Raw genomic sequence first — 23,718 nt, 5'->3', positions numbered from 1 at the left:
GGCCGCGCTTCGCCAAAAGGCGGGCACGATGCGTGTCCGTACCCTGTTCTCGTCGCTGGCCGGTGCCGCGCTCCTCTTCGGCGCGGGTGCGCTTGCGCAGATTGAGGGCGGGCGTGGGGTCGCGCCGGTCGACAGTTCGGGCGATTTCGAGGTGAGCGGCGTCACGGTCGACGTCGCGGCGAAGACGGCGGAGGCCGCGCGCCTGGGCGGCTGGCGGCTGGCGCAGCGCAAGGCGTGGGTGCAGCTGTCGCGCCGGCTGGGCGGCGACGGCGCTCTGATTTCCGACAATGCGCTCGACCAGATCGTGTCGGGGATCGTCGTCGAGAACGAGCAATTGGGGCCGACGCGCTATATCGCCAAGCTGGGCGTGCTGTTCGACCGCGGCCGGGCCGCGTCGATCCTGGGAATCAGCGCCTATTCCGACCGGTCGCGCCCGATGCTGCTTGTGCCGTTGCAGATATCGGGCGGCGTCGAGACGGTGTTCGAACAGCGCAACGACTGGCAGGAGGCCTGGGCGCGCTTCCGCACCGGCAACAGCACGATCGATTACGTCCGCCCATCGGGCACGGGGGCCGATTCGCTGCTGCTGAATGCGGGCCAGATCGGCCGGCCGGGACGCGGCTGGTGGCGGACGATCATCGATCAATATGGCGCGTTCGACATCCTGATCCCGGTCGTGCGCCTGTATCGCAGCTATCCAGGCGGGCCGATCATCGGCGTGTTCCAGGCACGGCACGGGCCGGACAATCAGTTGCTCGGCAGCTTCACGTTGCGGGTCGGTACGGCGGCGGGCCTGCCGCAATTGCTCGATGCGGGCGTGACGCGGATGGACGGGCTGTTCCAGCAGGCGCTGCGCAGTGGCGCGCTGGGGCTTGACCCCACGCTGTCGCCGCCGCCTGAGCCCGAACCCGTCGTCGATCCGACGACCGAGGATACGAGCGGTGAGACGCTGGCGGAGATCGTCGGCGATACGGCGCCTGCAAGCGCCGGCATCGCGATCACGCTGCAATTCGATACGCCGAGCGCGAGCGCCGTGGCGAATACAGAAGGGCTCGTCCGCGGCATCCCCGGCGTCCGCTCCGCCTCCACCACCAGCCTGGCGCTGGGCGGCGTGTCGCTGATGCGCGTCACCTATGACGGCGATCCCGATGCGTTGCGCGCGGCGCTGGAGGTGCGGGGCTTGCAGGTGACAGGCAGCGGCCAGACGCTGCGGATCCGCCGCGCGCCGCAATTGCTGCCGCCGAACCTGCCGACCGACACCAACCCGGCAGGCTGACGCGATGACCAATCAGCTCGCGTTGCCGTTGGGGTGGCCCGCCGACCCCCGCGACGACGCCTTTCTCGTGACGCCCTCCAACGCCCGCGCCGCACAGACGCTGGAACATTGGGCGACGTGGCCGGTGATGGCGGCGGTGCTGACCGGCCCGCGCAAGTCCGGCCGCAGCCTGCTCGCACGAATCTTCGCCGCGAAGAGCAACGGCACGATCATCGACGATGCGGAGAACGTGCCCGAGGCGCAGATCTTCCATGCCTGGAACCAGGCGCAGGCAGAGCGGCGCCCGCTGGTGATCGTCGCGGACGCCTTGCCGCCGCTGTGGGCGGTGCGCCTGCCGGACCTGCGATCGCGCCTTGCGGCCAGCCCGCATGCGGCGATCCAGCCGCCCGATGACGAATTGATCGCGGCGCTGCTCGACCATTTGTTCCAACGCCGCGGCCTTGATGCGCGGCCCGATCTCGTCACCTGGCTCAGCACGCGGATCGAGCGCAGTCACATTATCGTCCAGCGCGTCGTCGATGCGCTGGATCAGGAGGTGCTCGAAAGCCGCAAGCGGTTGTCGATCCCGCTCGCGCGGACTGTTTTGACCGCGGCAGGGATCGTCACGCAACCGCAACCGTTGCTGCCTATGACCTGATCATGACTCGTCCAGCCCATCTCGCCCATCTGACCGACGCCGACGACGATCCCTTCGTCCCCGAGGTCAACGATCGCTATTTCAACCGCGAGCTGTCGTGGCTGGCGTTCAACAGGCGGGTGCTGGAAGAGGCGTGCAACGGATCTCATCCCTTGCTGGAGCGGCTGCGCTTCCTGTCGATCTCGGGCACCAACCTCGATGAATTTTTCATGGTGCGCGTGGCTGGCCTCAAGGGGCAGCAGCTGAAGGACGTCGATCGCCGCTCGACCGATGGTCTGACACCAGCACAGCAGCTCGCCGCGATCACTGCGGAGGCCGATTCGCTGATGGCGAGCCAGCAGGCGGTGTGGGGCGACCTGCGCACCGCGCTCGACGAGGCGGGCGTCCACGTGTTGCGCCGCGACGAGGTGGATGCCGAGGCTGCGGTGTGGCTGGAACAGCATTTCCGCGAGCAAATCTTCCCGATCCTGACGCCCCAGGCGCTCGACCCGGCACATCCGTTTCCGTTCATCCCCAACAAGGGGTTGTCGGTGATGTTCGACGTCGTCCGCGATTCGGACGGCGAGCCGGTGCGCGAGCTGGTGATGATCCCCGCCAGCGCGCCGCGTTTCGTGCGCCTGCCGGGCGAGGTCGCGCGCTACGTGTCGATCGAGGCGCTGCTCAAGCGCTTCGCCTATGTGCTGTTCCCCGGATACACGCTGGTCGGCGCTGCGGCGTTCCGCGTGTTGCGTGACAGCGATATCGAGATCGACGAAGAGGCCGAGGATCTCGTCCGCTACTTCGCCAATGCGATCAAGCGCCGCCGTCGCGGTCGCGTGATCCGGTTGGAGCTGGAAACGGGCATGCCCGATGCGCTGGCCGACGTGCTGCGCAACGAATTGGGCGGGGCGGATGCGATCGTCACCGAAAGCGGCAATCTGCTCGGCATCGGCGACCTCGACATGGTGATCGATGAGGACCGGCCCGACCTGAAGTTCCTGCCGTTCGTGCCGCGTTTTCCCGAGCGCATCCGCGAATTCGGCGGCGATTGCTTCGCGGCGATCCGGGCCAAGGATATCATCGTCCACCACCCGTACGAAACCTTCGACGTGGTGCTTGCCTTCCTGAAGCAGGCGGCGGCGGACCCGGACGTTATCGCGATCAAGCAGACGTTGTACCGCGCCGGCAAACAGCCTGCCGTCATCAACGCGCTGATCGCCGCGGCGGAGGCGGGCAAATCGGTGACGGCAGTCGTCGAGCTGCGCGCGCGGTTCGATGAAGAGCAGAATATCCTGTGGGCGAGCGCGCTGGAACGCGCGGGCGTACAGGTGGTCTATGGCTTCCTGGAGTGGAAGACGCACGCCAAGGTATCGATGGTGGTACGGCGCGAGGGTGGGCAGTTCCGCACCTATTGCCACTTCGGCACCGGCAATTACCACCCGGTGACCGCGCGTATATATACCGACCTCAGCTTCTTCACTGCGGATGCGCGGATGGGGCGGGATGCGGCGCAGATGTTCAATTACGTCACGGGATATGTCGAACCGACCGATATTACCAAGCTGGCGCTCAGCCCACGCGACCTGCGCAAGACGCTGCTGGAGCAGATCGACGTCGAGATCGCCAATGCCCGCAGCGGCAAGCCCGGCGCGGTCTGGGCGAAGATGAACAGCCTAGTCGACCCGATCATCATCGACAAATTGTACGAGGCGAGCGGCGCGGGCGTCGCGGTGGAGCTGATCATCCGCGGCATCTGCTGCCTGCGGCCCGGCGTGCCCGGCATGTCGGAGAATATCCGCGTGAAGTCGATCATCGGTCGGTTCCTGGAGCACAGCCGCATCTTCTGCTTCGGCAACGGCGCGGCGCTGCCCAACGACAATGCGCATGTGTTCATCTCGTCCGCCGACTGGATGCCGCGCAACTTCGACCGGCGCGTCGAATATATGCTGCCGATCGAGAACCCGACGGTGCATGATCAGGTGCTCGACCAGGTGATGGTCGCCAACCTGATCGACACCGAGCAGAGCTGGGAGCTGGAGGCGGACGGCCGCTACGTGCGCGACGAGCCGGGCGACAAGCCGTTCAACCTGCATCGCTATTTCATGAACAATCCGTCGCTGTCCGGACGCGGTGCGGCGCTGGCGGAAAGCAATGCGGTGCCCACTTTGGCGCTTCGGCGGCGGCGTTAGGGTTGTTGGCGGACGTTTTGATCGCCATCACTCGGCTGATGGATCGTCAGCGCTCATCCCACATTCGTCGTCACCCCGGACTGGTTCCGGGGTCCGCCGCGCCGCTAGGGGGGTATTCGAGCCTCATGTCGTCCCCCTCGTCGCAGAGTGGACCCCGGACCGAGTCCGGGGTGACGGGGGTGTGGGGCGAAGGGTTCGCTCGCCCATGAGCCGCGCTTTTCCCCGTACCGGCATCATCGACATCGGATCGAACTCGGTTCGGCTGGTCGTGTACCAGGGGCACCCGCGCGTGCCGGCGACGCTGTTCAACGAAAAGGTGATGGCGGGCCTCGGCCGCAGCCTGGCCGCGACGGGGGCGATCGACGCCGACAGCATGAGCCTCGCGATCGGGGCGCTGCGCCGATTTGCGGCGGTGGCGCGCGAGATGGAGGCGACGGTGCGCACCGTCGCGACGGCAGCGGTGCGCGATGCGTCGAACGGCGGGGACTTCATCGCCGCCGCGCGTGACCTTGGCCTCGAAGTCGAGCTGCTGAGCGGCGAGCAGGAGGCGAATGCGGCGGGGCTGGGCGTCCTGTCCGCCATCCCCGATGCGGACGGGATCGTCGGCGATCTGGGCGGCGGCAGTCTGGAGCTGGTGCGAGTGGTGGCCGGCACCGTTACCGATCGCATCTCATTCCCGCTCGGCGTGCTGCGCATTGCGGCACTTCGGCGGGGCAGCCGCCCGGGGCTCGACCGCCATGTGTCGAAACTGATCCGCGATGCCGGATGGAACGGGCGGGGCAGGGGCCTGCCGCTGTACATGGTCGGCGGATCGTGGCGCGCGCTGGCGCGGCTCGACATGAGCCTGACGCATTTCCCGCTGCCGATCATCCATGGCTATGCGCTGGCGCCCGAGACGGTCGCACGCCTGGGCCGCAGCATCGCGCACATGTCCAAGCAGCGGCTGCGCGAAATTCCCGGCATGTCCGCAGGCCGGGCGTCGCAGCTTGGCGATGCGACCGCCCTGCTCGGCATCGTGCTGCGCGAACTGGGATCGTCCAGCGCGGTGGCATCGAGCTTCGGCCTGCGCGAGGGGCTGTTGTACGGCGCGCTCGACCGCCAGATCCGCAGCCTCGATCCGCTGATCGTCGCCGCGCGCGAAGAGGGGCGGCTGCTGGGGCGCTTTCCCGAACATGGCGATTTGCTGAGCGACTGGATCGCGCCGTTGTTCGCCGCCGATCCGCCGCATCTGGCGCGGATACGCCATGCCGCCTGCCTGCTGGCGGACGTGGGGTGGCGTGCGAACCCCGAATTTCGCGACGAGCGCGGGTTCGAGATCGCGCTGCACGGCAATTGGGTGGCGATCGAGGCGTCCGAACGCGCGATGCTGGCGCAGGCGCTGCATACCAGCCTGGGCGGCAGCACGACCCCGCATCCGCTGCTCGGCGGGCTGGCGGGGGATGCGCAGATCGCCTGTGCGATTCGCTGGGGTCTGGCGATCCGGTTGGGACAGCGGTTCAGCGGCGGGCTGGCCGGGCCATTGCAGCGATCCGCGCTGTCGATCGATGCCGGGCAAGTGACGCTGGCGCTGAAGGATGCGGATCGCGCGCTATACGCGGAGACGGTGGAGCGGCGGCATGCGGCGTTGGCGGCGGCGCTGGGGCGGAAGTCGGTGGTTCATTGGAGCGGGTGACGGGGGGCTGACGTGGGGGCGGGATGTTCCTGATAACGACGCGCTGCCCTTGCCTCCCCCTCCGTCATGCCTGCGGCATGCCACCTCCCCCTGGCGGGGGAGGACTTTGAGTGGGCTGTTATCGGCTCAGCCGCATTTGAGGCCGCTGATCTCGTTCATGTCGTCGAGCAGAATATTCAGGCGGTCGGGCCGGAAATCCATCGTCGCGGCATCGCCGGGGCGCAGAACGCGGGAAATGCGCGAGTGGGTTTCATATTCGATGGCATCGCGCATGCGTTCGCGGAACTTGACGCCGGCGTAGCGGATGCGCGCTTCTTCGGTCACGACGCACGGGCCGGCGGGCGGTGGCGGGGGCGCCATCGTCATGCAGCCGGAAAGACCGATCGGCAGCAGTGCCGCCAGCGTCCAGACCCGTGTCGTCATCCCGCTTCCTCCGTCCGCGTCATCGTGAGCTTACCGCCCTGTACGGCAAAACCCAGTCGACCTTCGACAAGATCCAACGCATCGCGACCGAATTGGTCGAATCGCCAGCCTTCCAACATCGGCAGGCCAGTGCGGGTGCCGGCGGCGAGCGCCTCCAGCTCGTCGGATCGGGCCAGCAGGCGCGAGGCGACGTCGATGTCGCGGGCGCGAATCTTCAGCAAGAGCTTCAGCAGATCGGCTACCAGCGCGCCGTCCTTGCCCAGGCCCGGCTTGCGATCGTCGCGCGGGGGCAGTTCGTCCGCGGACAGTGGCGCCGCGCTCTCCAGCGCCGCCATCAGTCGGCCGCCGATATCGTTCGACGCCCAGGTCGCCGACAGGCCCCGCACCTTGGCGAGGTCCGCCTGCCGCCGCGGCGGATGGCCGGCGAGGTCGCCCAGCGTCTCGTCCTTCACGATGCGGCCGCGTGGCAGGTCCTTGCCCTGCGCCTCCAGCTCGCGCCAGCGGGCGAGTGCCTTCAGCCGGCCCAGCACGTCGGGCTTGCGGCCCGAGATGCGCACGCGCTTCCACGCCTGATCGGGGTCGTTGGCGTAATTGGCGGGATCGGCGAGCCGCTCCATCTCCTGATCCAGCCAGACACCGCGACCGGTCTTGCGCAGCCGTTCCAGCATCTTGGGGAAGATCCGCGCGAGGTGCGTGACGTCGCCGATCGCATATTCGATCTGGCGCGCATCGAGCGGCCGGCGCGCCCAATCGGTGAAGCGCGCGCCCTTATCGACCTGAATGCCCAGCCAGCTGTCGACGAGGTTCGAATAGCCGATCTGTTCGCCCTGACCCAGCGCCATCGCCGCAACCTGCGTGTCGAACAGCGGGTGCGGCGTCTTGCCGGTGAGGTTGTAGATGATCTCGATATCCTGCCCGCCGGCATGGACGACCTTCAGCACGTCCTCGTTGTTCACGAGCAGATCGAGCAGCGGCGTCATGTCGAGCCCCGGCGCCATCGGGTCGATCGCGGCAGCCTCGTTCACGTCGGCGATCTGGATCAGGCACAGCTCGGGGTAATAGGTGCTTTCGCGCATGAACTCGGTGTCGACCGTGATGAAGTCGGCCTGGGCGAGGCGATGGCAGAGATTGGCGAGCGTCGCGCTGTCGGTAATCAACGGGTGGATATGCATCCGACGCTCCATAGACCGCCCGCGCGGGTTGACAAATAGGGGATGGGTGAAGATGCGATCCGTCATCCATCCCCGTCACCCCGGCCTCGAGCCGGGGTTCCGTTTCTTCTCCGTAGCGAGGGAGCGGGACCCCGGCTCGAGGCCGGGGTGACGACAGAAGAAGACACGATCATGCACGCCTATCGTACCCACACCTGCGCCGCGCTCTCCGCGAGCAACGTCGGCGATACCGTTCGCCTGTCGGGCTGGGTGCATCGCAAGCGCGACCATGGCGGCGTGCTGTTCGTCGACCTGCGCGACCATTACGGCATCACCCAGATCGTCGCCGACAGCGATTCGCCCGCGCTCGCCATTCTGGAGCAGGTGCGCGTCGAATCGGTCGTGACGATCGACGGCAGCGTCAAGGCGCGCTCGGCGGGCACGGTGAACGCCAACCTCGCGACGGGTGAGATCGAGGTGTTCGCGCGCGGTGCGACGGTGCTGTCGGCGGCGGACGAACTGCCGATGCCGGTCGCGGGCGAGCAGGAATACCCTGAGGACATCCGCCTGCGCTATCGCTTCCTCGACCTGCGCCGCGAGACACTGCATGCCAATATCGTGCGCCGGACGAAGGTGATTTCCGAAATGCGCCGCCGGATGGAAGGCGTGGGCTTCACCGAATATTCGACGCCGATCCTCACCGCCTCGTCGCCGGAAGGCGCACGCGACTTCCTGGTGCCGAGCCGCATCCATCCGGGCAAGTTCTACGCACTGCCGCAGGCGCCGCAGCAGTACAAGCAGCTGCTGATGGTGGCGGGCTTCGACCGCTATTTCCAGATCGCGCCCTGCTTCCGCGACGAAGACCCGCGCGCGGATCGCCTGCCGGGCGAGTTCTACCAGCTTGACCTGGAAATGAGCTTCGTCACGCAGGAAGAGGTGTGGGAGACGATGGAGCCGGTGATCGGCGGCATCTTCGAATCCTTCGCCGACGGGAAGAGCGTGACGCCGAGCGGCCAGTTCCCGCGCATTCCGCACGACGAAGCGATGCTGAAGTATGGCAGCGACAAGCCCGATCTGCGCAACCCGCTGATCATCACCGACGTGTCGGCGCATTTCACGCAGAGCGGCTTCGGTCTGTTCGAGAAGATCGTCGCGGGTGGCGGTGTCGTTCGCGCGATTCCGGCGCCGAAGACCGCGGACAAGAGCCGCAAGTTCTTCGACGAGATGAACGAATGGGCGCGTGCCGAGGGGCATGCGGGCCTGGGCTATGTCACGCGCAAGGGCGGCGAGTTCGGTGGGCCGATCGCGAAGAACCATGGCACCGAAGGCATGGAGGCGATCTATGCCGCGCTTGGCCTGGGGCCGGATGACGGCCTGTTCTTCGCGGCGGGCAAGGCGGAGGCGGCGGCGAAGCTCGCCGGTGCCGCACGCACGCGCGTGGCGGACCAGCTTGGGCTGATCGAGCAGGGCGCGTTCCGCCTGTGCTGGATCGTCGACTTCCCCTTCTATGAATATGACGAGGACGCGAAGAAGGTCGAATTCGCGCACAACCCGTTCTCGATGCCGCAGGGCGGCATGGATGCGCTGGAGAACCAGGATCCGCTGACGATCAAGGCGTATCAGTACGACCTCGTCTGCAACGGCTATGAGATCGCGTCGGGGTCGATCCGCAACCAGTCGCCCGAACTGATGGTGAAGGCGTTCGAACTGGTCGGCTTGAGCAAGTCGGACGTGGAAGAGCGCTTCGGCGGCCTCTATCGCGCGTTCCAGTACGGCGCGCCGCCGCACGGTGGCATGGCCGCCGGTGTCGACCGGATCGTCATGCTGGTCTGCGGCGCGCAGAATCTGCGCGAGGTGTCGCTGTTCCCGATGAACCAGCGTGCCGAGGACCTGCTGATGGGGGCGCCGTCGCCGGCGTCGGTGCAGCAGCTGCGCGAGCTGTCGATCCGTTAGGCGACCCCGCCGCAGCCGACAGTCAACGTCGACAAGGCGGTGGCGCCGAGCGCGGGGTAAGCTTCGCGCGGCTGGTCTACCGGCGACGGCGGCTCGGGCGTTATTGAGGTCGGGGGGAGACAGACGACAAGTCCTCCCCCGCCAGGGGGAGGTGGCATGCCGCAGGCATGACGGAGGGGGCGGACACGAAACCGATGTGTCGCTGACCTCCCCCTCCGTCACCGCTGCGCGGCGCCACCTCCCCCTGGCGGGGGAGGATTTTTACGTCGGATGCAGGTCCGACTAATCGTTGCCGCCGACCCAATCGCCGAAACCACCCAGTACCGATCCTTCGCCGCGGTTCTGGCCGCCGCCGTTCGCCGCCGCCATCATGCGGCCCGCAAGGCGCGAGAAGGGGAGCGACTGGATCCAGACTGTGCCCGGTCCGCGTAGCCGCGCGAAGAACAGGCCCTCGCCGCCGAACAGCGCGCTACGCACACCGCCGACCGTGACGAGGTCGAACTCCACCGACGGTGTCATCGCGGCAAGGCAGCCGGTGTCGACGTGCAGTTCCTCGCCCGGCGCCAGCGTCCGCTCGACGACGGTGCCGCCCATCTGGACGAAGGCCCAGCCATCTCCGGTCAACGACTGCATCACGAAGCCTTCGCCGCCGAACAGCCCGGTCATGACCCGCCGCTGGAAATAGATGCCGAGCTGCACGCCCTTCGCCGCGGCGAGGAACGCGTCCTTCTGGCAGATCAGTTGCCCACCCAGGTCCGACAGGCGCAGCGGCACGATCGAGCCCGGCGTCGGCGAGGCGAAGGCGACGCGTGCCTTGCCGTACCCCTCATGCGTGAAGACCGTGGTGAACAGGCTCTCGCCCGTGACCAGTCGCTTCCCCGCGCCGAGCAGCTTGCCCATGAAGCCGCCGCCGCTCGCGCCACTGCCGTCGCCGAACACGGTGGTCATCCCGATGCTGGCGTCCTTCCACACCATCGCGCCAGCTTCTGCGACCGCGCTTTCGCCGGGGTCGAGCTCGATCTCCAGGAACTGCAATTCCTGGCCCTTGATCTCATAGTCGATCTCATCCGCTACGCTCGATCGGCGCTGCTGCTGCCAGGGACTTTCATAGGGCATGGATCATCGTCCTCTTCAGGTGATGCACCGCCCTACCACGCCTGCAAAAACCAATGCGAGTAGCAAGCCGCGCAATTCCGTCGCTTCCCTCGCTCCGTTAACCATGTCACTAGGCCCCCGGGGTTAGACGTGGGGGGTCATGTTAGACGATCAGTTGCTTCCGGCACGGCCGGCCCCGCTCGTCCGCAGTCTCGGTGTCATGGGTGTCCTGTTCCTGACCTTGTCGGTGGCGACGCCGGCTTCGTCGGTGTTCGTCATCATTCCGGGCATGTTGCAGGTGGCAGGAACGGGGACGATCTGGGCGCTGATCCTGGCGGGGATCGTCTGTGTCGCGACGGCCTTCGTCTATGCCGAGCTGTCGAGCGCCTGGCCCGTCGCGGGCGGCGAATATGTCGCCGTCGCCAAGACGCTGGGGCCGCTATCTGGATTCGTGATGCTGGGCGTCAACGTCTTCAACAATCTGTTCTTTCCGCCCGCCGCGGCGCTGGGGATCAGCGCGGTTCTGTCCACCGTCTATCCGGGCCTGCCGACGGTGCCGGTCGCGATCGCGGTCGTCGCGGCATCGACGCTGATCGCGCTGCTGCAAATCCGCGTGAATGCGTGGATCACTGGCCTGTTTCTGGCGGGCGAGGTGCTGGCGCTGCTCGTCGTCACCGCGCTCGGCTGGTCGGATGTGGTGCGGCCGTTCGCCGTGCTGCTGACCGCGCCGGTGATGCCGGACGGCGGCGCGATGGTGCCCGCATCGGCCGCGGGGATCGGCCTTGCCACCTCGATCGCGATCTTCGCGCTCAATGGCTATGGCGCGGCGGTCTATTTCGGCGAGGAGATGAAGGAGCCGTCGCGGCTGATCGCGCGGGCGATCCTGGCGAGCCTCGTGCTGACGTTGCTGTTCGAGATCGTCCCGACGATCGCCGTGCTGATGGGCGCGCCCGACCTGCATGCGCTGACCACCGCCAGCGACCCGTTCGGGCTGATCGCGCGGTTGCGCGGTAACGGCTGGGTGGCGGATGCGACCGCGATCGGCGTCGTGGTCGCGATCGTCAACGCGATCATCGCCTGCATCCTGGCCTGTTCGCGCTTCTTCTACGGCACCGCGCGCGACGGCAGCTGGGGGCGGCCGATCGACCTGTGGATGACGCGCATCCATCCGCGCTTCGGATCGCCCTGGGTCGGCACGCTGATCGTCGGGGGGGTGGGCGTCGCTTGCTGCTTCCTGCCGCTGACACTGTTGCTGGTGCTGAGCGGGACCGGCCTCGTCGCGATCTACGCCGGCATCGCGATCGCCGCGATGGTCGGGCGGCGGACCGGGGCGACGGCGCATGCCCGCTATCGGATGCCGCTGTATCCGCTGGCCCCGGTCGTGACGCTGGTTGCGCTTGCTTATGTCGTGTGGACGAGCTGGCAGGACGCGAGCGAGGGGCGGCCCGGCCTGCTGATGACGGGCGCGCAGATCGTCGCCTCCGCGGCCTATTACTGGTTCGTCCTGCGTCGTCGCGGCGACTGGAGCGTTCACGTTCCTGATGAGGGTTAGGAGCGAAAGGACGGACCGACGCATGATCGACCTGCGCGATTACGAGAAGAAGCAGGCCTATAAGGGCCATTACAAGCGCGACCTCGCCGGGCTGCAGGAGCGGCTGGAGCAGATCCTCGTCGCGCATATCGTCCATGGCCGCCGTGCGGTCGTGATGCTGGAAGGCTGGGACGCGGCGGGCAAGGGCGGCATCATCCAGCGGCTCACCGCGGAATGGGACCCGCGCTATTACGAGGTCTATCCGATCGCGGCGCCATCGGCGGAGGAAAAGGCGCATGATTTCCTGTGGCGCTTTCGCAACCGCCTGCCGAAACCGGGCAATATCATCGTCTTCGACCGGAGCTGGTACGGCCGTGTGCTGGTCGAGCGGGTCGAAGGCTTTGCCAGCGAGGCGGAATGGCGCGCGGGCTATGACGCGATCAACGCGTTCGAGGCGGAGCTGGCCGAGGGTGGTACGACGCTGGTGAAGCTGTTCGTCCATGTGTCGCAGAAGGAACAGGACAAACGGCTGGAAGCGCGGCTCGACGATCCGTGGAAGCGGTGGAAGACGGGTCTGGAGGATTATCGCAACCGCGCCAAACGCGAGGAGTATCTCGCCGCGATGCACGACATGTTCGCCCGCACCGACACGGGCGGCGCGCCCTGGACGGTGATCAACGGCAACGACAAGAAGGCGGCGCGCATCCACGCGCTGACGGAGGTGGCCGACCAGCTTGAAGCTGCAGTAGATATGACGCCGCCGCCGCTCGATCCGGAACTGGAGCGCGTCGCGCGGGCCGCGTTGAGGCGGTAGGCACGCGCTCTTGGGGCGGATCGGTATTGAACCGGCTTGGCAGTTCCTCCCCCGCCAGGGGGAGGTGGCATGCCATAGGCATGGCGGAGGGGGCGGACACGAAACCGATGTGTCGCTTACCTCCCCCTCCGTCACCGCTGCGCGGCGCCACCTCCCCCTGGCGGGGGAGGATTAATCAGTCGAGGCGTTTTAGAAGCTCGCCTCATCGTACACGCGGGACAGGTCGCCTGCCCAGGCGCCGTTGTAACGATCGAGCAGCACCTGCGCGGGCACCTTGCCGCTCCGGACGACTTCGCGGAGCGGATCGAGGAAGCCGGTTTCGTTTTCGCCGATGCCGTTGATCCGCGCGCGCGCGGCGAGGCCGGCGTGGGCGATGTCGAGCACGGTGCCGGCGATATCGGCCAGCCGTCCGCCACCCGGCAGCGGCGCGTCGAGCGCCATCCGCGGCACCGCGTCGCGCAGCGCCTGCCGCTCGGCGAGGCTCCAGTCCTTCACCACGTCCCACGCCGCATCGAGCGCGGCATCGTCGTAGAGCAGGCCGACCCAGAAGGCGGGCAGGGCGCAGATACGGCCCCACGGACCGCCATCGGCGCCGCGCATTTCGAGGAAGGTCTTCAACCGCACTTCGGGGAAGGCGGTGGACAGATGATCGTTCCAGTCGTCCAGCGTCGGCTTTTCGCCGGGCAGGACGCTGAGCTCGCCCTTCAGGAAGTCGCGGAACGACAGACCGGCGGCATCGATGTAGCGACCGTCGCGGTAGACGAAGTACATCGGCACATCGAGCATATAGTCGGCGTAGCGTTCGTAGCCGAAGCCGTCTTCGAACACGAAGGGCAGCATGCCGGTGCGGGCGGGATCGGTGTCCGACCAGATATGGCTGCGATACGACAGAAAGCCGTTGGGCTTGCCATCGGTGAAGGGCGAATTGGCGAACAGCGCGGTCGCGAGCGGCTGGAGGGCCAGCCCGACGCGGAACTTCTTCGCCATGTCGGCTTCCGACGCATAGTCGAGGTTCACCTGGATCGTGCAGGTGCGCAGCATCATGTCGAGGCCCATGCTGCCGACCCGCGGCATGTGGCGCAGCATGATCGCATAGCGGCCCTTGGGCATGATCGGCAGTTGGTCGCGCGTCTTGTCGGGCCACATGCCGAGGCCGAGGAAGCCGATGCCGAGCTTCTCACCCGCCGCCTTCACCTGATCGAGGTGGCGGCCGGTTTCGGCACAGGTCTGGTGCAGGTTGTCGAGCGGTGCGCCGGACAGTTCGAACTGGCCGGCCGGTTCCAAGCTGACGCTGCCGTCCGCGCCGGTCAGCGCGATAAGGTTTCCGCCTTCCTCAACGGGTTGCCAGCCATATTGCTGAAGCTCTGTCAGGAGTGCGCGGATGCCGCCGGGCTCGCCCCAGCTCGGCGCGTGATGGTCGGTCGTGCTGTAAACGAACTTCTCATGTTCGGTGCCGATCCGCCACCGTTCGCGCGGCTTTTCCCCGCGGGCGAAACTCGCGATCAGCTGCTCGCGCGACTCGATGAGGGGTGAGCCCTCGGCGATAACGGTCTTGGTCGTCATGGCGCGCCCTTACGCGGGGATGAACAGCGACGCCAGCAAGCTTTGCTACCAGTCGCCCGCAGCCGCCATCCATAATGCGACCGCGGCGGCCGCGGCCGTGTCGGCGCGCAGGATGCGGGGCCCCAGGCTGATGCCAATCGCTTGAGAATGTTCGCGTATCATCGCGCGTTCGGCATCGGTGAAACCGCCTTCCGGACCGATCAGGATGGCGCCCGGGCCGGGATGCGCCCGCATCGCCGCGACGGCGGGATCGCCGCCCGCTTCGTCCGCGAAGAACAAGGTCCGCGTCGCCGGCCAGTCGCGCAGCATGGCAGCGAGCTTCACGGGCTCGTCTACCGCGGGCAGAGCGGTGCGGGCGCATTGCTCCGCCGCCTCGATCATGTGCGCGCGCAAGCGATCGGTCTTCAGCTTGTCGACGATGGTGCGCGCGGTGACGACGGGGACCAACCGATCGACCCCAAGCTCGCAGGCCTTCTCAGCGAGCCAGTCGATCCGCCCTTTCTTCAGTGGCGCAGCGCACAGCCACAGGTCGGGCACCGGCTCCCGCTCGCGCAAACGTGTCGACACGTCGACGGTCAGATCGCGGCGCCCGACCTGTACCGCGGTCGCCAGCCATTCCCCGGTGACGTCGTCGAACAGCTTGACCGGATCGCCCGGCGCGGTTCGCATTACCGACAGCAGATAATGCGCCGCCGGCCCGTCGATGCGCAGCGGACCGGGCGCGAGGGGCTGCTCGACGAACAGGCGCGGGGTGGATTGCGGGGGCCAGGCGGGCGTGGCGGTCATGGTCGATGCTCGGATGGGGCCTTGAGGCGCTTCTGTCGCGCCCAGATTTTACGGGCGACGATCGCGACGAGCAGCGCGCCCACCGCGATCGCGACGACGACGACGGTCACCACGCCTGCCACGCGCAGGATCGCCCAGAACAGCGCCTCGACGAAGCGGCCGACCGCGACCGAGAGGCCGATCATCGGTCGTTCCGGCGGGGGCAGGAGGGGCGGGTGGCGTCCATCGCGGACGATCTGCCGCATCTTCGCGGCGATAGCGAGGCAAAAGCCCGGGAACGGCCTTGCCCGCGGGCGGTGTCGCGCGGCAAAGGCGAAGCATGGCCGCGCATCCCCCCACCGATATCGTCCCCGACAGCGAACATCGCGGTCTGGTCGGCCGCCTGCCGCCCCGCGCGCGGGGACTGGCGCTGCTGGCTCGGCTCGACCGGCCGATCGGCTGGTGGCTGTTGTTCTGGCCCGGGGCGTGGGCGATCGCGCTCGCCGGGGGCGGGATCGCGCGCTGGCCACTGCTGTTGTGGTTCCTCGCTGGCAGCATTGCGATGCGTGGTGCGGGCTGCGTGTACAACGACATCGTCGATCGCGACCTCGACGCGCAGGTGGCGCGCACGCGGGCGCGGCCGATCCCGAGCGGGCTGGTGTCGGTGCGGCTCGCCTGGGTGTGGCTGGTCGCGCTGTGTCTGGTCGGGCTGGTCGTGCTGCTCCAGCTCGGCACGCTGGCGAAGATCGTTGCGCTGGCGAGCCTAGCGCCGGTGGCGGCCTATCCCTTCATGAAGCGGATCACCTGGTGGCCGCAGGCATGGCTGGGCCTCGTGTTTTCCTGGGCGGCGCTGGTCGGCTGGGCGGAGGTGGCGGGTGCGCTGTCGGCGCCGCTGTGGCTGCTCTACGCGGGGTGTATCGCCTGGGTGATCGGCTATGACACGATCTATGCGCTGCAGGATCGCGAGGACGATGCGCTGATCGGCGTGCGCTCGTCGGCGCTGCGGATGGGTGCGCGGGTGCGATCGGGGACGGCTGGCTTCTACCTGCTGGCGGTGCTGTGCTGGGCGGGGGCGATCTGGCTGGTGCATGCCGATCCGCTCGCGTTGGTCGCGTTGGTGCCGGTCGCGCTGCACCTCGGCTGGCAGGTGACGACCCTGGTGCCGGACGATGGCGGCAATGCCTTGGCCCGCTTTCGCAGCAACCGCTTTACCGGGTTGCTGATGTTCCTCGCCTGTCTGGTCGTCGGATCGACCGCCTGAGCCGCCGTCGGGCCTAGCATCGTGCCCGCCCCGCCCCTAATTGGGGGCGATGCTGACTCCCGACCAAGCGCGTGACCGCGCCGCCGATATCGTTTCCCGCGCCGTTCGGGCGGGGGCGGATGCCGCGGACGCCGTCTTCGCCGCGGATGCCTCGACCGATGTCGGCGTGCGGCTGGGCGCGCTCGAGGATCTGGGTCGGTCGGAAAGCGAAGAGCTGGGGCTGCGGGTCTTCGTCGGCCAGCGCTCGGCGAGCGTCTCGACGTCCGACCTGTCCGCCGACGCGCTGGGCGCGCTGGTGGAGCGTGCGGTGGCGATGGCGCGCGAGGCGCCGGAGGATCGCTGGGCGGGCCTCGCGCCGCAGGAGCGGCTGATGCACGGGGCGCCGCCGCTGCTCGATCTCGACGATGGCGGCGACATTTCGCCGGCCGATTTGCGGGCGTGGGCCGAGGAGGCCGAGGACGCGGCGCGCAGCGTCGCGGGCGTCAGCAATAGCGAGGGTGGCGGCGCGGCCGCGTCACGGTCCGTCTGGGGTCTGGCGACTAGCCACGGCTTTGCCGGCGCCTATGCCACGACCACCTACAGCCTGTCCGCGAGCGTGCTGGCGGGCGACGTCGCGAGCGGCATGCAGCGCGATTACGCCCATCACGCGGCGCGCAAGCGGGCGCATCTCGAGACGCCCGAGGCGATCGGCCGGCGCGCCGGGGAGCGTGCCGTCGCCCGGATCAACCCCGGCCGCCTCGCCAGCGGTGCGATGCCGGTCGTGCTCGATCCGCGCGTCGGCTCGTCGCTGCTCGGCCATCTCACCGGCGCGATTGCCGGCCAGGCGATCGCACGGCGGACCAGCTTTCTGCTCGACGCGCTGGGGACGCGCGTATTCGCCGACGGCGTGACCATCTGCGACGATCCGCATCGCCCGCACGGGCTAAGGTCGCGCCCCTTCGACGGTGAAGGGCTGCCGGTATCGCCGACCGCGATCATTGCGGACGGTATGCTGGAGACCTGGCTGCTCGACAGTGGATCGGCACGGCAACTGGGGTTGGAGCCGACCGGCCATGCCGCGCGCGGCGTCGGCGGATCGCCCGGCGTCTCGCCCAGCAATCTGTACATGCAGGCCGGTGTGATCCCGGTCGAAACGCTGATCGGCGACTTTGCCGATGGCGTCTACATCACGGAGCTGATCGGCCAGGGGGTGAACTCCGTCACGGGCGACTACAGTCGCGGCGCGTCCGGCTTCCGGATCGTCGACGGGGCGATCGCCGGGCCGGTCGCCGAATTTACGATCGCGGGCAATCTGAAGGACATGTTCCTCAACCTGACGCCCGCGAGTGACCTCGAATTCCGCTACGGCATCAATGTGCCGACGCTGCGGATCGACGGGATGACGATCGCGAGTGGCTGATCCGGCGTTCGACCTGACGGCGGCCGTCGCCCAGATCGCGCACGAGGCAGGGCAGATGGCGCTTGCCCGCTGGCGGACCGATTTCCGCCGCTGGGAGAAGACACCGGGTAGCCCGGTGTGCGAGGTCGACCTCGACGTCGATCGTATGTTGCGTGCGCGCCTGGAGGGGCTGCTGCCCGATGCCGGTTGGCTGTCGGAGGAGACGGTGGACAATACCGACCGTTTGGCGCGCGAGGCGGTGTGGGTCGTCGATCCGATCGACGGGACCCGCGACTATATCCGCGGGCGCGAGGGCTGGGCGGTCTCGGTCGCGCTGGTGCGCAACGGCGAGGTCGTGCTGGGGGTGCTCGATGCCCCGGCGCGTCGCGAACGTTGGACCGCGACGCGCGGGCAGGGGGCATGGCGCAACGGTGTTGCGCTGCACGCTGGTACACGATCCGCTTTGTCCGGAGCGCGTGTGCCTACCGATGCGCTGCCGAAGATCGATCGTCATCTGACGATCGTCCATAAGCCCAATTCGATCGCGCTGCGGATGGCAATGGTGGCGGCGGACGAGGCCGACCTCGTCGCGACGCTGCGCTGGGGCAACGAATGGGATATCGCGGCCGCGGCGGTGATCGCGGGAGAGGCGGGCGCGGGGGTGAGCGACGCGCTGGGTGGGCCGCTCCGCTATAACAAGCCCGATCCAACCGCTTTCGGTGTGATGGTCGCTGCACCTGGCATCCATGACGAGGCGCTCGCGTGGATCAAGCCACGGGCGGAGACGGCCTCGATTCGCTGACCGCGTATCGTAAGCGCCTCACAAACAATCACTCTTCGGCCACAACGGAACCGGTATCGCCTGCGTAACGTTTTGTTGCTGACGCCGGGCGCTGGGCTTGGCGAAGAGAGGGATGCCAATCATGTTGTGGACGATCGCCGTAATCCTGCTGATCCTGTGGCTGCTGGGCTTCTCGCTCCACATCGCCGGCGGTCTGATCCACATCCTGCTGGTCATCGCGATCATCGTCGGCCTGATCCAGCTCTTCACCGGTCGCCGCGCTTTATAGGATCGATCGGGGGCGGCATCGGCCGCCCCCGCTTTGGTCAGTGGACGAAACGCGCGACGACGTCGCGATAGCTGCGGCTGACCTTCACGCTGGCGCCCGAATCGAGCACCAGGAAGCATTCGCCGTTGGTATGCGGCTTCACCTGCTTGACGAGGTCCAGATTGACGATCGTCGAGCGATGGACGCGCTGGAAGCGACGCGGATCGAGCCGCTTTTCTAGATCCTTCATCGTCTCGCGCAGGATCAGGTTCCGGTCGCCGGTGTAGATCACCATGTAGTCGCCTGCCGCGTCGATCCGCTCGATCGTGTCGACGTCGACGCGGAAGATTTGGCCCTGGTCCTTGATGTTGATGAGCTTCTCGTAGCGATTGGCCGACAGGTCGCCCGCGTCGGCGATATCGGCGGCCGCCTCGGGCGCATGCTCGGCGAGCACCTCCTTCAGCTTTTCCACCTCCTCGACGCCGCGCTTCTCGCTAAGCCTTTGCCGCACCCGTTCGATCGTGTCGGCAAGACGCGACTCCTCGACCGGTTTCATCAGATAATCGACTGCCTGCGCCTCGAACGCCCGCAGCGCATGGTCGCTATAGGCGGTGACGAACACGAACAGCGGCGGCTCGACCTCCATCAGGCCCTGCACAACCGAAAAGCCATCGAACCCTGGCATCTGGATGTCGAGGAAGACGAGGTCGGGCTTGTGCGTCTTGATCGCCCGGATCGCCTCGCGCCCGTTCGAGCACTTTTCGATGATCTCGATGTCTTCATGCGCCTGGAGCCGGAGCTCCAATCCCTGGATCGCGAGCGGTTCGTCGTCCACCAGGATGGTTCTGATCGTCATGCGGCCTCTCTACTCACATCGTCGAGCTGGAAGGGAATTTCGATTTCCACCGAAAACCCGCCAGCCGGCGCGGTACGCGTCTCAAAACGGTGATCCGGGCCATAGGCCTGGACCAGCCGCTCCCTAATATTGGGGAGACCCACGCCGGTTGAAAGGCTTGGCATCGCACGCCCCTCCTGCAAACCCGGCCCCGTGTCGGATACGCCGATCTGCACGCGATCCCCGGCGAGCCGCGCGCGGATGCAGATTTCGGCGCCCTGCTCCTGCGTACTGACCGCATATTTGATCGCGTTCTCGACCAAGGGTTGCAGCAGCAGCGAGGGCAGGCGGGCGCGTTCGGCGCGCGGATCGACGTCGAACACCGGGCGCAGGCGATCCTCGAACCGCATCTTCTCGATCTCGAGATACAGCTTCAGCGTCTCGACCTCTTGCAGCACGGTGACGTGCGCGGTCGGCTCGTTGGCCAGCGTGTAGCGCAGGAAGGACGACAGCCGGCTCAGCATCGCATTCGCCCGCTCGGTTTGCTTCAGCAGTACTAGCGTCGAGATCGAATTGAGCGTATTGAACAGGAAGTGCGGGTTGAGCTGATAGCGCAGCATCGCCAGCTGCGCCGACGACGCCTGACTTTCCAAATGCTGCATCTGGTCGATCTGATCCTCGACGATCAGATAGAAGTTGATGCCGAAGTACAGTGCCGACCAGCCGAACAGCGCGGTGAAGGCGACGTAGAAGGCGACGACCATGCGCGGGAGCGTGACGCCGGGCTGACCGTTCTGGATCAGCGACCAAGTGAAGGCATCGACGAAGGTCGAGAATATCGTCGCGACCACGAAGGCGAGGATCGTCAGGATCAGCCCGCTGACCCGCGGCAAGCGCCGGAAATAGCCATAGAAGGTCGAGAGCAGCAGCGTGACGCAATAGCCGACGATCGCCTCGACGATCACGGGGATGATCGTGTCGAGCGACAGGTTGGTGAGCGTCGAGGCGCCGCGCAGCAGCAGATAGCCGGTCCAGCCGACCGCCTGCAGCGTCCAGAAGGCGCGGCTCTTGTTCTCGAAGAAGGGGCGCACGTTGAGCGCCGGGCGGGTGGGGGCGGGAAGGGTCGCCATATAGGCGGCGTCTCTACACGCGTGCGCACCGCCGTGCAAAACAGAAGGGCCGCCGCTGCCCGAAGGAAGCGACGGCCCTGTCCGTCAGACCGTTTCGGTTAGGTCGATCAGAAGGCGGTGTTCACCGACATGATGAACGCACGCGGGCTGCCGATCTGCACGAACGGGATCGTGTTGTTGTAGGTCAAAGTCGAACCGCCGGGGAAGCCGCCAACATAGAACTTGTTGAACGCGTTGACGACGTTCAGCTGCAGGTAGGTCTTGTTCTTGCCGCCGATGCCGACCCAGTCGAGCGCCAGACGGGCGTCGAAGTCGACGACCGTGTAGCCCGGCGCCGTAGCACCCCACGTCTGGACCAGGATACCGCGCGTGCCGGTGTAGGTGGCGGGCACGTCGTTCACGGTCGGGCAAACGTTGTTCACAAGCGACACGGTGCAACCGAAGTTCGGCAGGTTCTGGTCGTTGACATAACGACGGCCGGTACGCTTCGCCTGGACACCCAGTTCGAGCGGGCCCAGCGTCGCCTGGATACGACCACCGAAGGTGTAGACCGGCGCACCCGATTCACGCTTGCCGGCGGTCTGCGCCAGGATCGGGGCGCCAGCGACCGTGCAGTTGTTGGTCGTGTTCGCCGCGGTCAGCGTCTGCGGGCAGCGACCGATCTCGACGTTCGTCTTGATCTCCGACTTCAGATACGAACCGTATGCGTAGAACAGCAGTTCGCGGATCGGACGATAGGTGATGCTGCCGTCGATGCCGTACTTATCGACGCGACCCAGGTTGCGATAGATCGTCTGCTGCGTGTCGATGTCATAGGCGCTCGCCAGACGGTTCTGGAAGCGGGTGTACCACGGGCCCAGCGACGCCTGGATGCGGCTGGAGGTGTAACGGATGCCCGCGTCGAAGTTGTCCGTCGTCTCCGGCTTCGGGTTCGCAGGGGTGGTGTTCTGCGGATAGTAGAACGCCTGATACAGGTTGTCCGTACCCGGGACCTGTATGCCCTTCGAATAGTTGCCGAAGATGCTGACCGCGTCGGTGACTTCGTAGGTCAGGCCGCCTGCCGGCAGGATGCGGTCGTACTTGTAGACGCGGTTCTGCGGCGCAGCATAGCCGGTCACGGTCGGAACCGCCGTGGTGCCGCCCACGACATACGGGAAGGCTGCGGCATAGGCCGCATTCTGCGCACCCGAAGCGATACAGTCGACGTTGCCGCCGGCCGACGTGGTGAAGCAATAGTTGGTCAGGTCGCGCTTGAACCACTTGCCGGTCACCGACGCTTCGACGCGCAGCTTGCTGTCGAAGAAGTTGCCGATGTACTGCGCGAAGCCCTGGTTCAGGATCGCCTTCGAGAAGCGGTTACGCTTTTGCAGGACGCCGCCGCTGATGGCGAGGATGCCGTTGTTGACCGGGAAGACGTCAAACGGCTTGCCGTTCGCCTGCAGGAAGCCCAGCTCGCCGGTCTGCTTGTGACGGCCGTAATCGAGCGTGTAGCCGACGCGGATGCTCTGCGTGTCCGAAAAATTGTAGCGCAGCGATGCGATCACGCCGTAGCGGTTGGTGATCGTCTGGCTGGGTGCCAGCAGGGTCACGCCATTGCTCGACGTCGCGCTGGTGCAGGACACGGCGCCGGTCGTGGCGTTGGTCTGCAGGGCGCAGGTGTCGAGCACGTCACCATCGCCATTCAGGTCGCGGCCGAAATAATACTGGTTGCCGATATAGCCATAGATCGGCGTCGTGACGGCGGGTAGACCCGACGTCGACGTGCCACGCACCCAGCCGCCTTCACGCGCGGTCACGGTGCCGCCGCCGTTGGCCTTCGTGTACTGATACGACGGATCGACGAACAGCGTCAGCTTGTCGCTGAGCGAGAAGCGCGAGTTGACGCGAATGTTAGCGGTGTTCGACGGGTTGTAGCGCTCGTCGAAGCTGCTGCCGCAGGCGCTGCCGTTGTTCGAATTGCCCGGCGCGTTGACGATCGCGGGCTGGTCGGCGACGCCGGCCTGCGCCACGTCGATCTGACACCGCGCGACCGAATAGGGCAGCTCGTCGCGGCTGCGCGGGAAGCGGTTCAGGCTGCCGGTGCCCGCGGTGCGGGCGACGCCGGTCACCAGCGTTGGGGCGGCAGCGTTCGCGCCGGTTCCACCGGTCGAGGTGTATACGAAATCTTCGTTCCGCAGCGGCGCCGAACCGAAGAAGTTGTTGCGGTTCTGGTTGTAGTGGCCCGAAACCGAGATGAAGTCCTTGCCACTGCCGATCGGCTGATAGATCTTGGCGTTATACTGCTGCTTGTTGATGCGGCCGAAGTTGTTGAACACGACGTCATTGGTCGCGCTCGAACCCGAGAACCAGGCCTTGGTGCCCCAGGGGGTGAACACGCCGGTGTTGACCAGGCCGAAGACGCGGAAGAACTTATAGTCGCCGATCGAGCCGACCATACGCGCACCGAATTCGTCGGTGGGGATCAGCGTGCGATAGTTGACCGTCGAACCCGAAGCCGATGCGGTGGGCGAGTCGGGGTCGGTCGAGCCGAGATTGACGTTGACCTGCTCGATCAGCTCGGGGTCCAGCTGCTGGTTGGAATAGATGGCATAGTTGCCGGTGTCGTTCAGCGGAATGCCGTCGAACGTCTGGCTGATGCGGCTGCTGTCGAACCCGCGGATAGTGAGCGTACCGCCCGCCGAACCGAACGGATCGTTGTTCTGGAAGCTGACGCCCGGCAGCTGGTTGATGATGTCGTTGATCGTCTGGCCAGGGGTCTGGTGCGAGATGAACGTCTGGTTGAGGACCTGCTTGTTCTTCGACGTGTTCGGAATGTCCACGCCGCCGACGCCGGGTTCGCGCGCGCCGGTGACGACGATGTCACCCGAACCGACGGTGTCGGCTTCGGTCGAACCGGTCGACTGGGCGAAGGCGGCGCCCGGCAGCATGAGCGCGGCGAAGGCAACGCCGCAAGCGAAAGTCATACGCATCTGATCTTGTCCCCTTTGAGCATGGTGCTCTTGGATTCGCGGCTCGTG

The 23,718-nt window shown here is 66.8% G+C and carries 20 protein-coding genes; 11 read left to right on the top strand and 9 right to left on the bottom strand.

The window, feature by feature from the left end; translation table 11 throughout:
• Positions 1–28: 28 nt before the first annotated feature.
• The 4 genes from ACP690_RS08120 (at position 29) to ACP690_RS08105 (ending at position 5,753) form a co-directional block, all read left to right on the top strand.
• A complete protein-coding gene (locus ACP690_RS08120; protein ID WP_426260753.1) occupies positions 29–1,276 on the top strand; it encodes a heavy-metal-associated domain-containing protein in 1,248 nt (415 codons plus the stop codon).
• 4 nt (positions 1,277–1,280) lie between these two features.
• Positions 1,281–1,913 carry an HdaA/DnaA family protein gene (locus tag ACP690_RS08115; protein WP_426260752.1) on the top strand — a complete coding sequence of 211 codons (633 nt, stop codon included), beginning with the start codon at positions 1,281–1,283 and terminating at the stop codon, positions 1,911–1,913.
• A gap of 2 nt (positions 1,914–1,915) precedes the next feature.
• Positions 1,916–4,081, top strand: coding sequence for an RNA degradosome polyphosphate kinase (locus ACP690_RS08110; RefSeq protein ID WP_017978761.1), 2,166 nt, complete (start codon positions 1,916–1,918; stop codon positions 4,079–4,081).
• 205 nt (positions 4,082–4,286) lie between these two features.
• Complete coding sequence (locus ACP690_RS08105; RefSeq protein ID WP_426260751.1) at positions 4,287–5,753, top strand: Ppx/GppA family phosphatase; 1,467 nt, start codon at positions 4,287–4,289, stop codon at positions 5,751–5,753.
• A gap of 126 nt (positions 5,754–5,879) precedes the next feature.
• Here the strand turns inward: ACP690_RS08105 and ACP690_RS08100 are convergent, their stop codons facing one another.
• Both ACP690_RS08100 and rnd read right to left on the bottom strand, forming a co-directional pair.
• Positions 5,880–6,176, bottom strand: a complete 297-nt coding sequence (locus ACP690_RS08100; protein WP_043059379.1) for an I78 family peptidase inhibitor — start codon at positions 6,174–6,176, stop codon at positions 5,880–5,882.
• Positions 6,173–7,348: a ribonuclease D gene (gene rnd, locus ACP690_RS08095; protein ID WP_043059378.1), complete on the bottom strand. Its 1,176-nt coding sequence runs from the start codon at positions 7,346–7,348 to the stop codon at positions 6,173–6,175. Before rnd ends, ACP690_RS08100 begins: the two co-directional genes overlap by 4 nt.
• Before the next feature lie 171 nt (positions 7,349–7,519).
• Here rnd and aspS point away from each other — a divergent pair, with 171 nt between their 5' ends.
• The gene (gene aspS, locus ACP690_RS08090) at positions 7,520–9,280 is read left to right on the top strand and encodes an aspartate--tRNA ligase (RefSeq protein WP_426260837.1); all 1,761 of its coding nucleotides are present in this window, start codon (positions 7,520–7,522) and stop codon (positions 9,278–9,280) included.
• Between the two features lie 282 nt (positions 9,281–9,562).
• Here aspS and ACP690_RS08085 read toward each other — a convergent pair whose 3' ends face one another.
• Positions 9,563–10,396 carry an AIM24 family protein gene (locus ACP690_RS08085; protein ID WP_426260750.1) on the bottom strand — a complete coding sequence of 278 codons (834 nt, stop codon included), beginning with the start codon at positions 10,394–10,396 and terminating at the stop codon, positions 9,563–9,565.
• A 139-nt stretch (positions 10,397–10,535) separates the two neighbouring features.
• Here ACP690_RS08085 and ACP690_RS08080 point away from each other — a divergent pair, with 139 nt between their 5' ends.
• Positions 10,536–11,927: an APC family permease gene (locus tag ACP690_RS08080; protein ID WP_426260749.1), complete on the top strand. Its 1,392-nt coding sequence runs from the start codon at positions 10,536–10,538 to the stop codon at positions 11,925–11,927.
• 22 nt (positions 11,928–11,949) lie between these two features.
• Positions 11,950–12,720, top strand: a complete 771-nt coding sequence (locus tag ACP690_RS08075; RefSeq protein WP_426260748.1) for a polyphosphate kinase 2 family protein — start codon at positions 11,950–11,952, stop codon at positions 12,718–12,720.
• A gap of 189 nt (positions 12,721–12,909) precedes the next feature.
• Here the strand turns inward: ACP690_RS08075 and ACP690_RS08070 are convergent, their stop codons facing one another.
• The 3 genes from ACP690_RS08070 to ACP690_RS08060 are packed head-to-tail and all read right to left on the bottom strand — an operon-like array spanning position 12,910 to position 15,254.
• The gene (locus ACP690_RS08070; protein ID WP_295562379.1) at positions 12,910–14,283 is read right to left on the bottom strand and encodes a glutamate--cysteine ligase; all 1,374 of its coding nucleotides are present in this window, start codon (positions 14,281–14,283) and stop codon (positions 12,910–12,912) included.
• Between the two features lie 45 nt (positions 14,284–14,328).
• Entirely contained in the window at positions 14,329–15,069 is a 741-nt protein-coding gene (locus ACP690_RS08065) for a 16S rRNA (uracil(1498)-N(3))-methyltransferase (protein WP_426260747.1), read from the bottom strand.
• Positions 15,066–15,254 (bottom strand): hypothetical protein, encoded by a 189-nt coding sequence (locus ACP690_RS08060; protein ID WP_426254703.1) that lies wholly within the window; start codon positions 15,252–15,254, stop codon positions 15,066–15,068. The genes ACP690_RS08065 and ACP690_RS08060 overlap by 4 nt, the downstream gene beginning before the upstream one ends.
• A 134-nt stretch (positions 15,255–15,388) precedes the next feature.
• On the opposite strand from ACP690_RS08060, the gene ubiA reads away from it, so the two are divergent.
• The 4 genes from ubiA (at position 15,389) to ACP690_RS08040 (ending at position 18,757) form a co-directional block, all read left to right on the top strand.
• Positions 15,389–16,309 (top strand): 4-hydroxybenzoate octaprenyltransferase, encoded by a 921-nt coding sequence (gene ubiA, locus ACP690_RS08055; protein WP_426260746.1) that lies wholly within the window; start codon positions 15,389–15,391, stop codon positions 16,307–16,309.
• A gap of 49 nt (positions 16,310–16,358) precedes the next feature.
• Positions 16,359–17,708 carry a TldD/PmbA family protein gene (locus ACP690_RS08050; protein WP_426260745.1) on the top strand — a complete coding sequence of 450 codons (1,350 nt, stop codon included), beginning with the start codon at positions 16,359–16,361 and terminating at the stop codon, positions 17,706–17,708.
• Complete coding sequence (locus ACP690_RS08045; protein WP_426260744.1) at positions 17,701–18,489, top strand: 3'(2'),5'-bisphosphate nucleotidase CysQ; 789 nt, start codon at positions 17,701–17,703, stop codon at positions 18,487–18,489. The genes ACP690_RS08050 and ACP690_RS08045 overlap by 8 nt, the downstream gene beginning before the upstream one ends.
• A gap of 121 nt (positions 18,490–18,610) precedes the next feature.
• Positions 18,611–18,757 carry a lmo0937 family membrane protein gene (locus ACP690_RS08040; protein WP_017978775.1) on the top strand — a complete coding sequence of 49 codons (147 nt, stop codon included), beginning with the start codon at positions 18,611–18,613 and terminating at the stop codon, positions 18,755–18,757.
• A 37-nt stretch (positions 18,758–18,794) separates the two neighbouring features.
• On the opposite strand, the gene ACP690_RS08035 is transcribed toward ACP690_RS08040, so the two are convergent.
• The 3 genes from ACP690_RS08035 to ACP690_RS08025 form a co-directional block, all read right to left on the bottom strand.
• Positions 18,795–19,592, bottom strand: coding sequence for a LytR/AlgR family response regulator transcription factor (locus tag ACP690_RS08035; RefSeq protein ID WP_017978776.1), 798 nt, complete (start codon positions 19,590–19,592; stop codon positions 18,795–18,797).
• A complete protein-coding gene (locus ACP690_RS08030) occupies positions 19,589–20,701 on the bottom strand; it encodes a sensor histidine kinase (protein ID WP_018250763.1) in 1,113 nt (370 codons plus the stop codon). Before ACP690_RS08030 ends, ACP690_RS08035 begins: the two co-directional genes overlap by 4 nt.
• Before the next feature lie 107 nt (positions 20,702–20,808).
• Positions 20,809–23,664, bottom strand: coding sequence for a TonB-dependent receptor (locus ACP690_RS08025; RefSeq protein WP_426260836.1), 2,856 nt, complete (start codon positions 23,662–23,664; stop codon positions 20,809–20,811).
• Between the last annotated feature and the right edge of the window lie 54 nt (positions 23,665–23,718).

It is taken from the genome of Sphingomonas sp. DC4900 (assembly GCF_049896485.1).
Lineage (GTDB): Bacteria > Pseudomonadota > Alphaproteobacteria > Sphingomonadales > Sphingomonadaceae > Sphingomonas > Sphingomonas aquatilis.
Note: the sequence above shows the minus strand (reverse complement) of the source record. Positions and strands in the feature narration are given on the sequence as shown.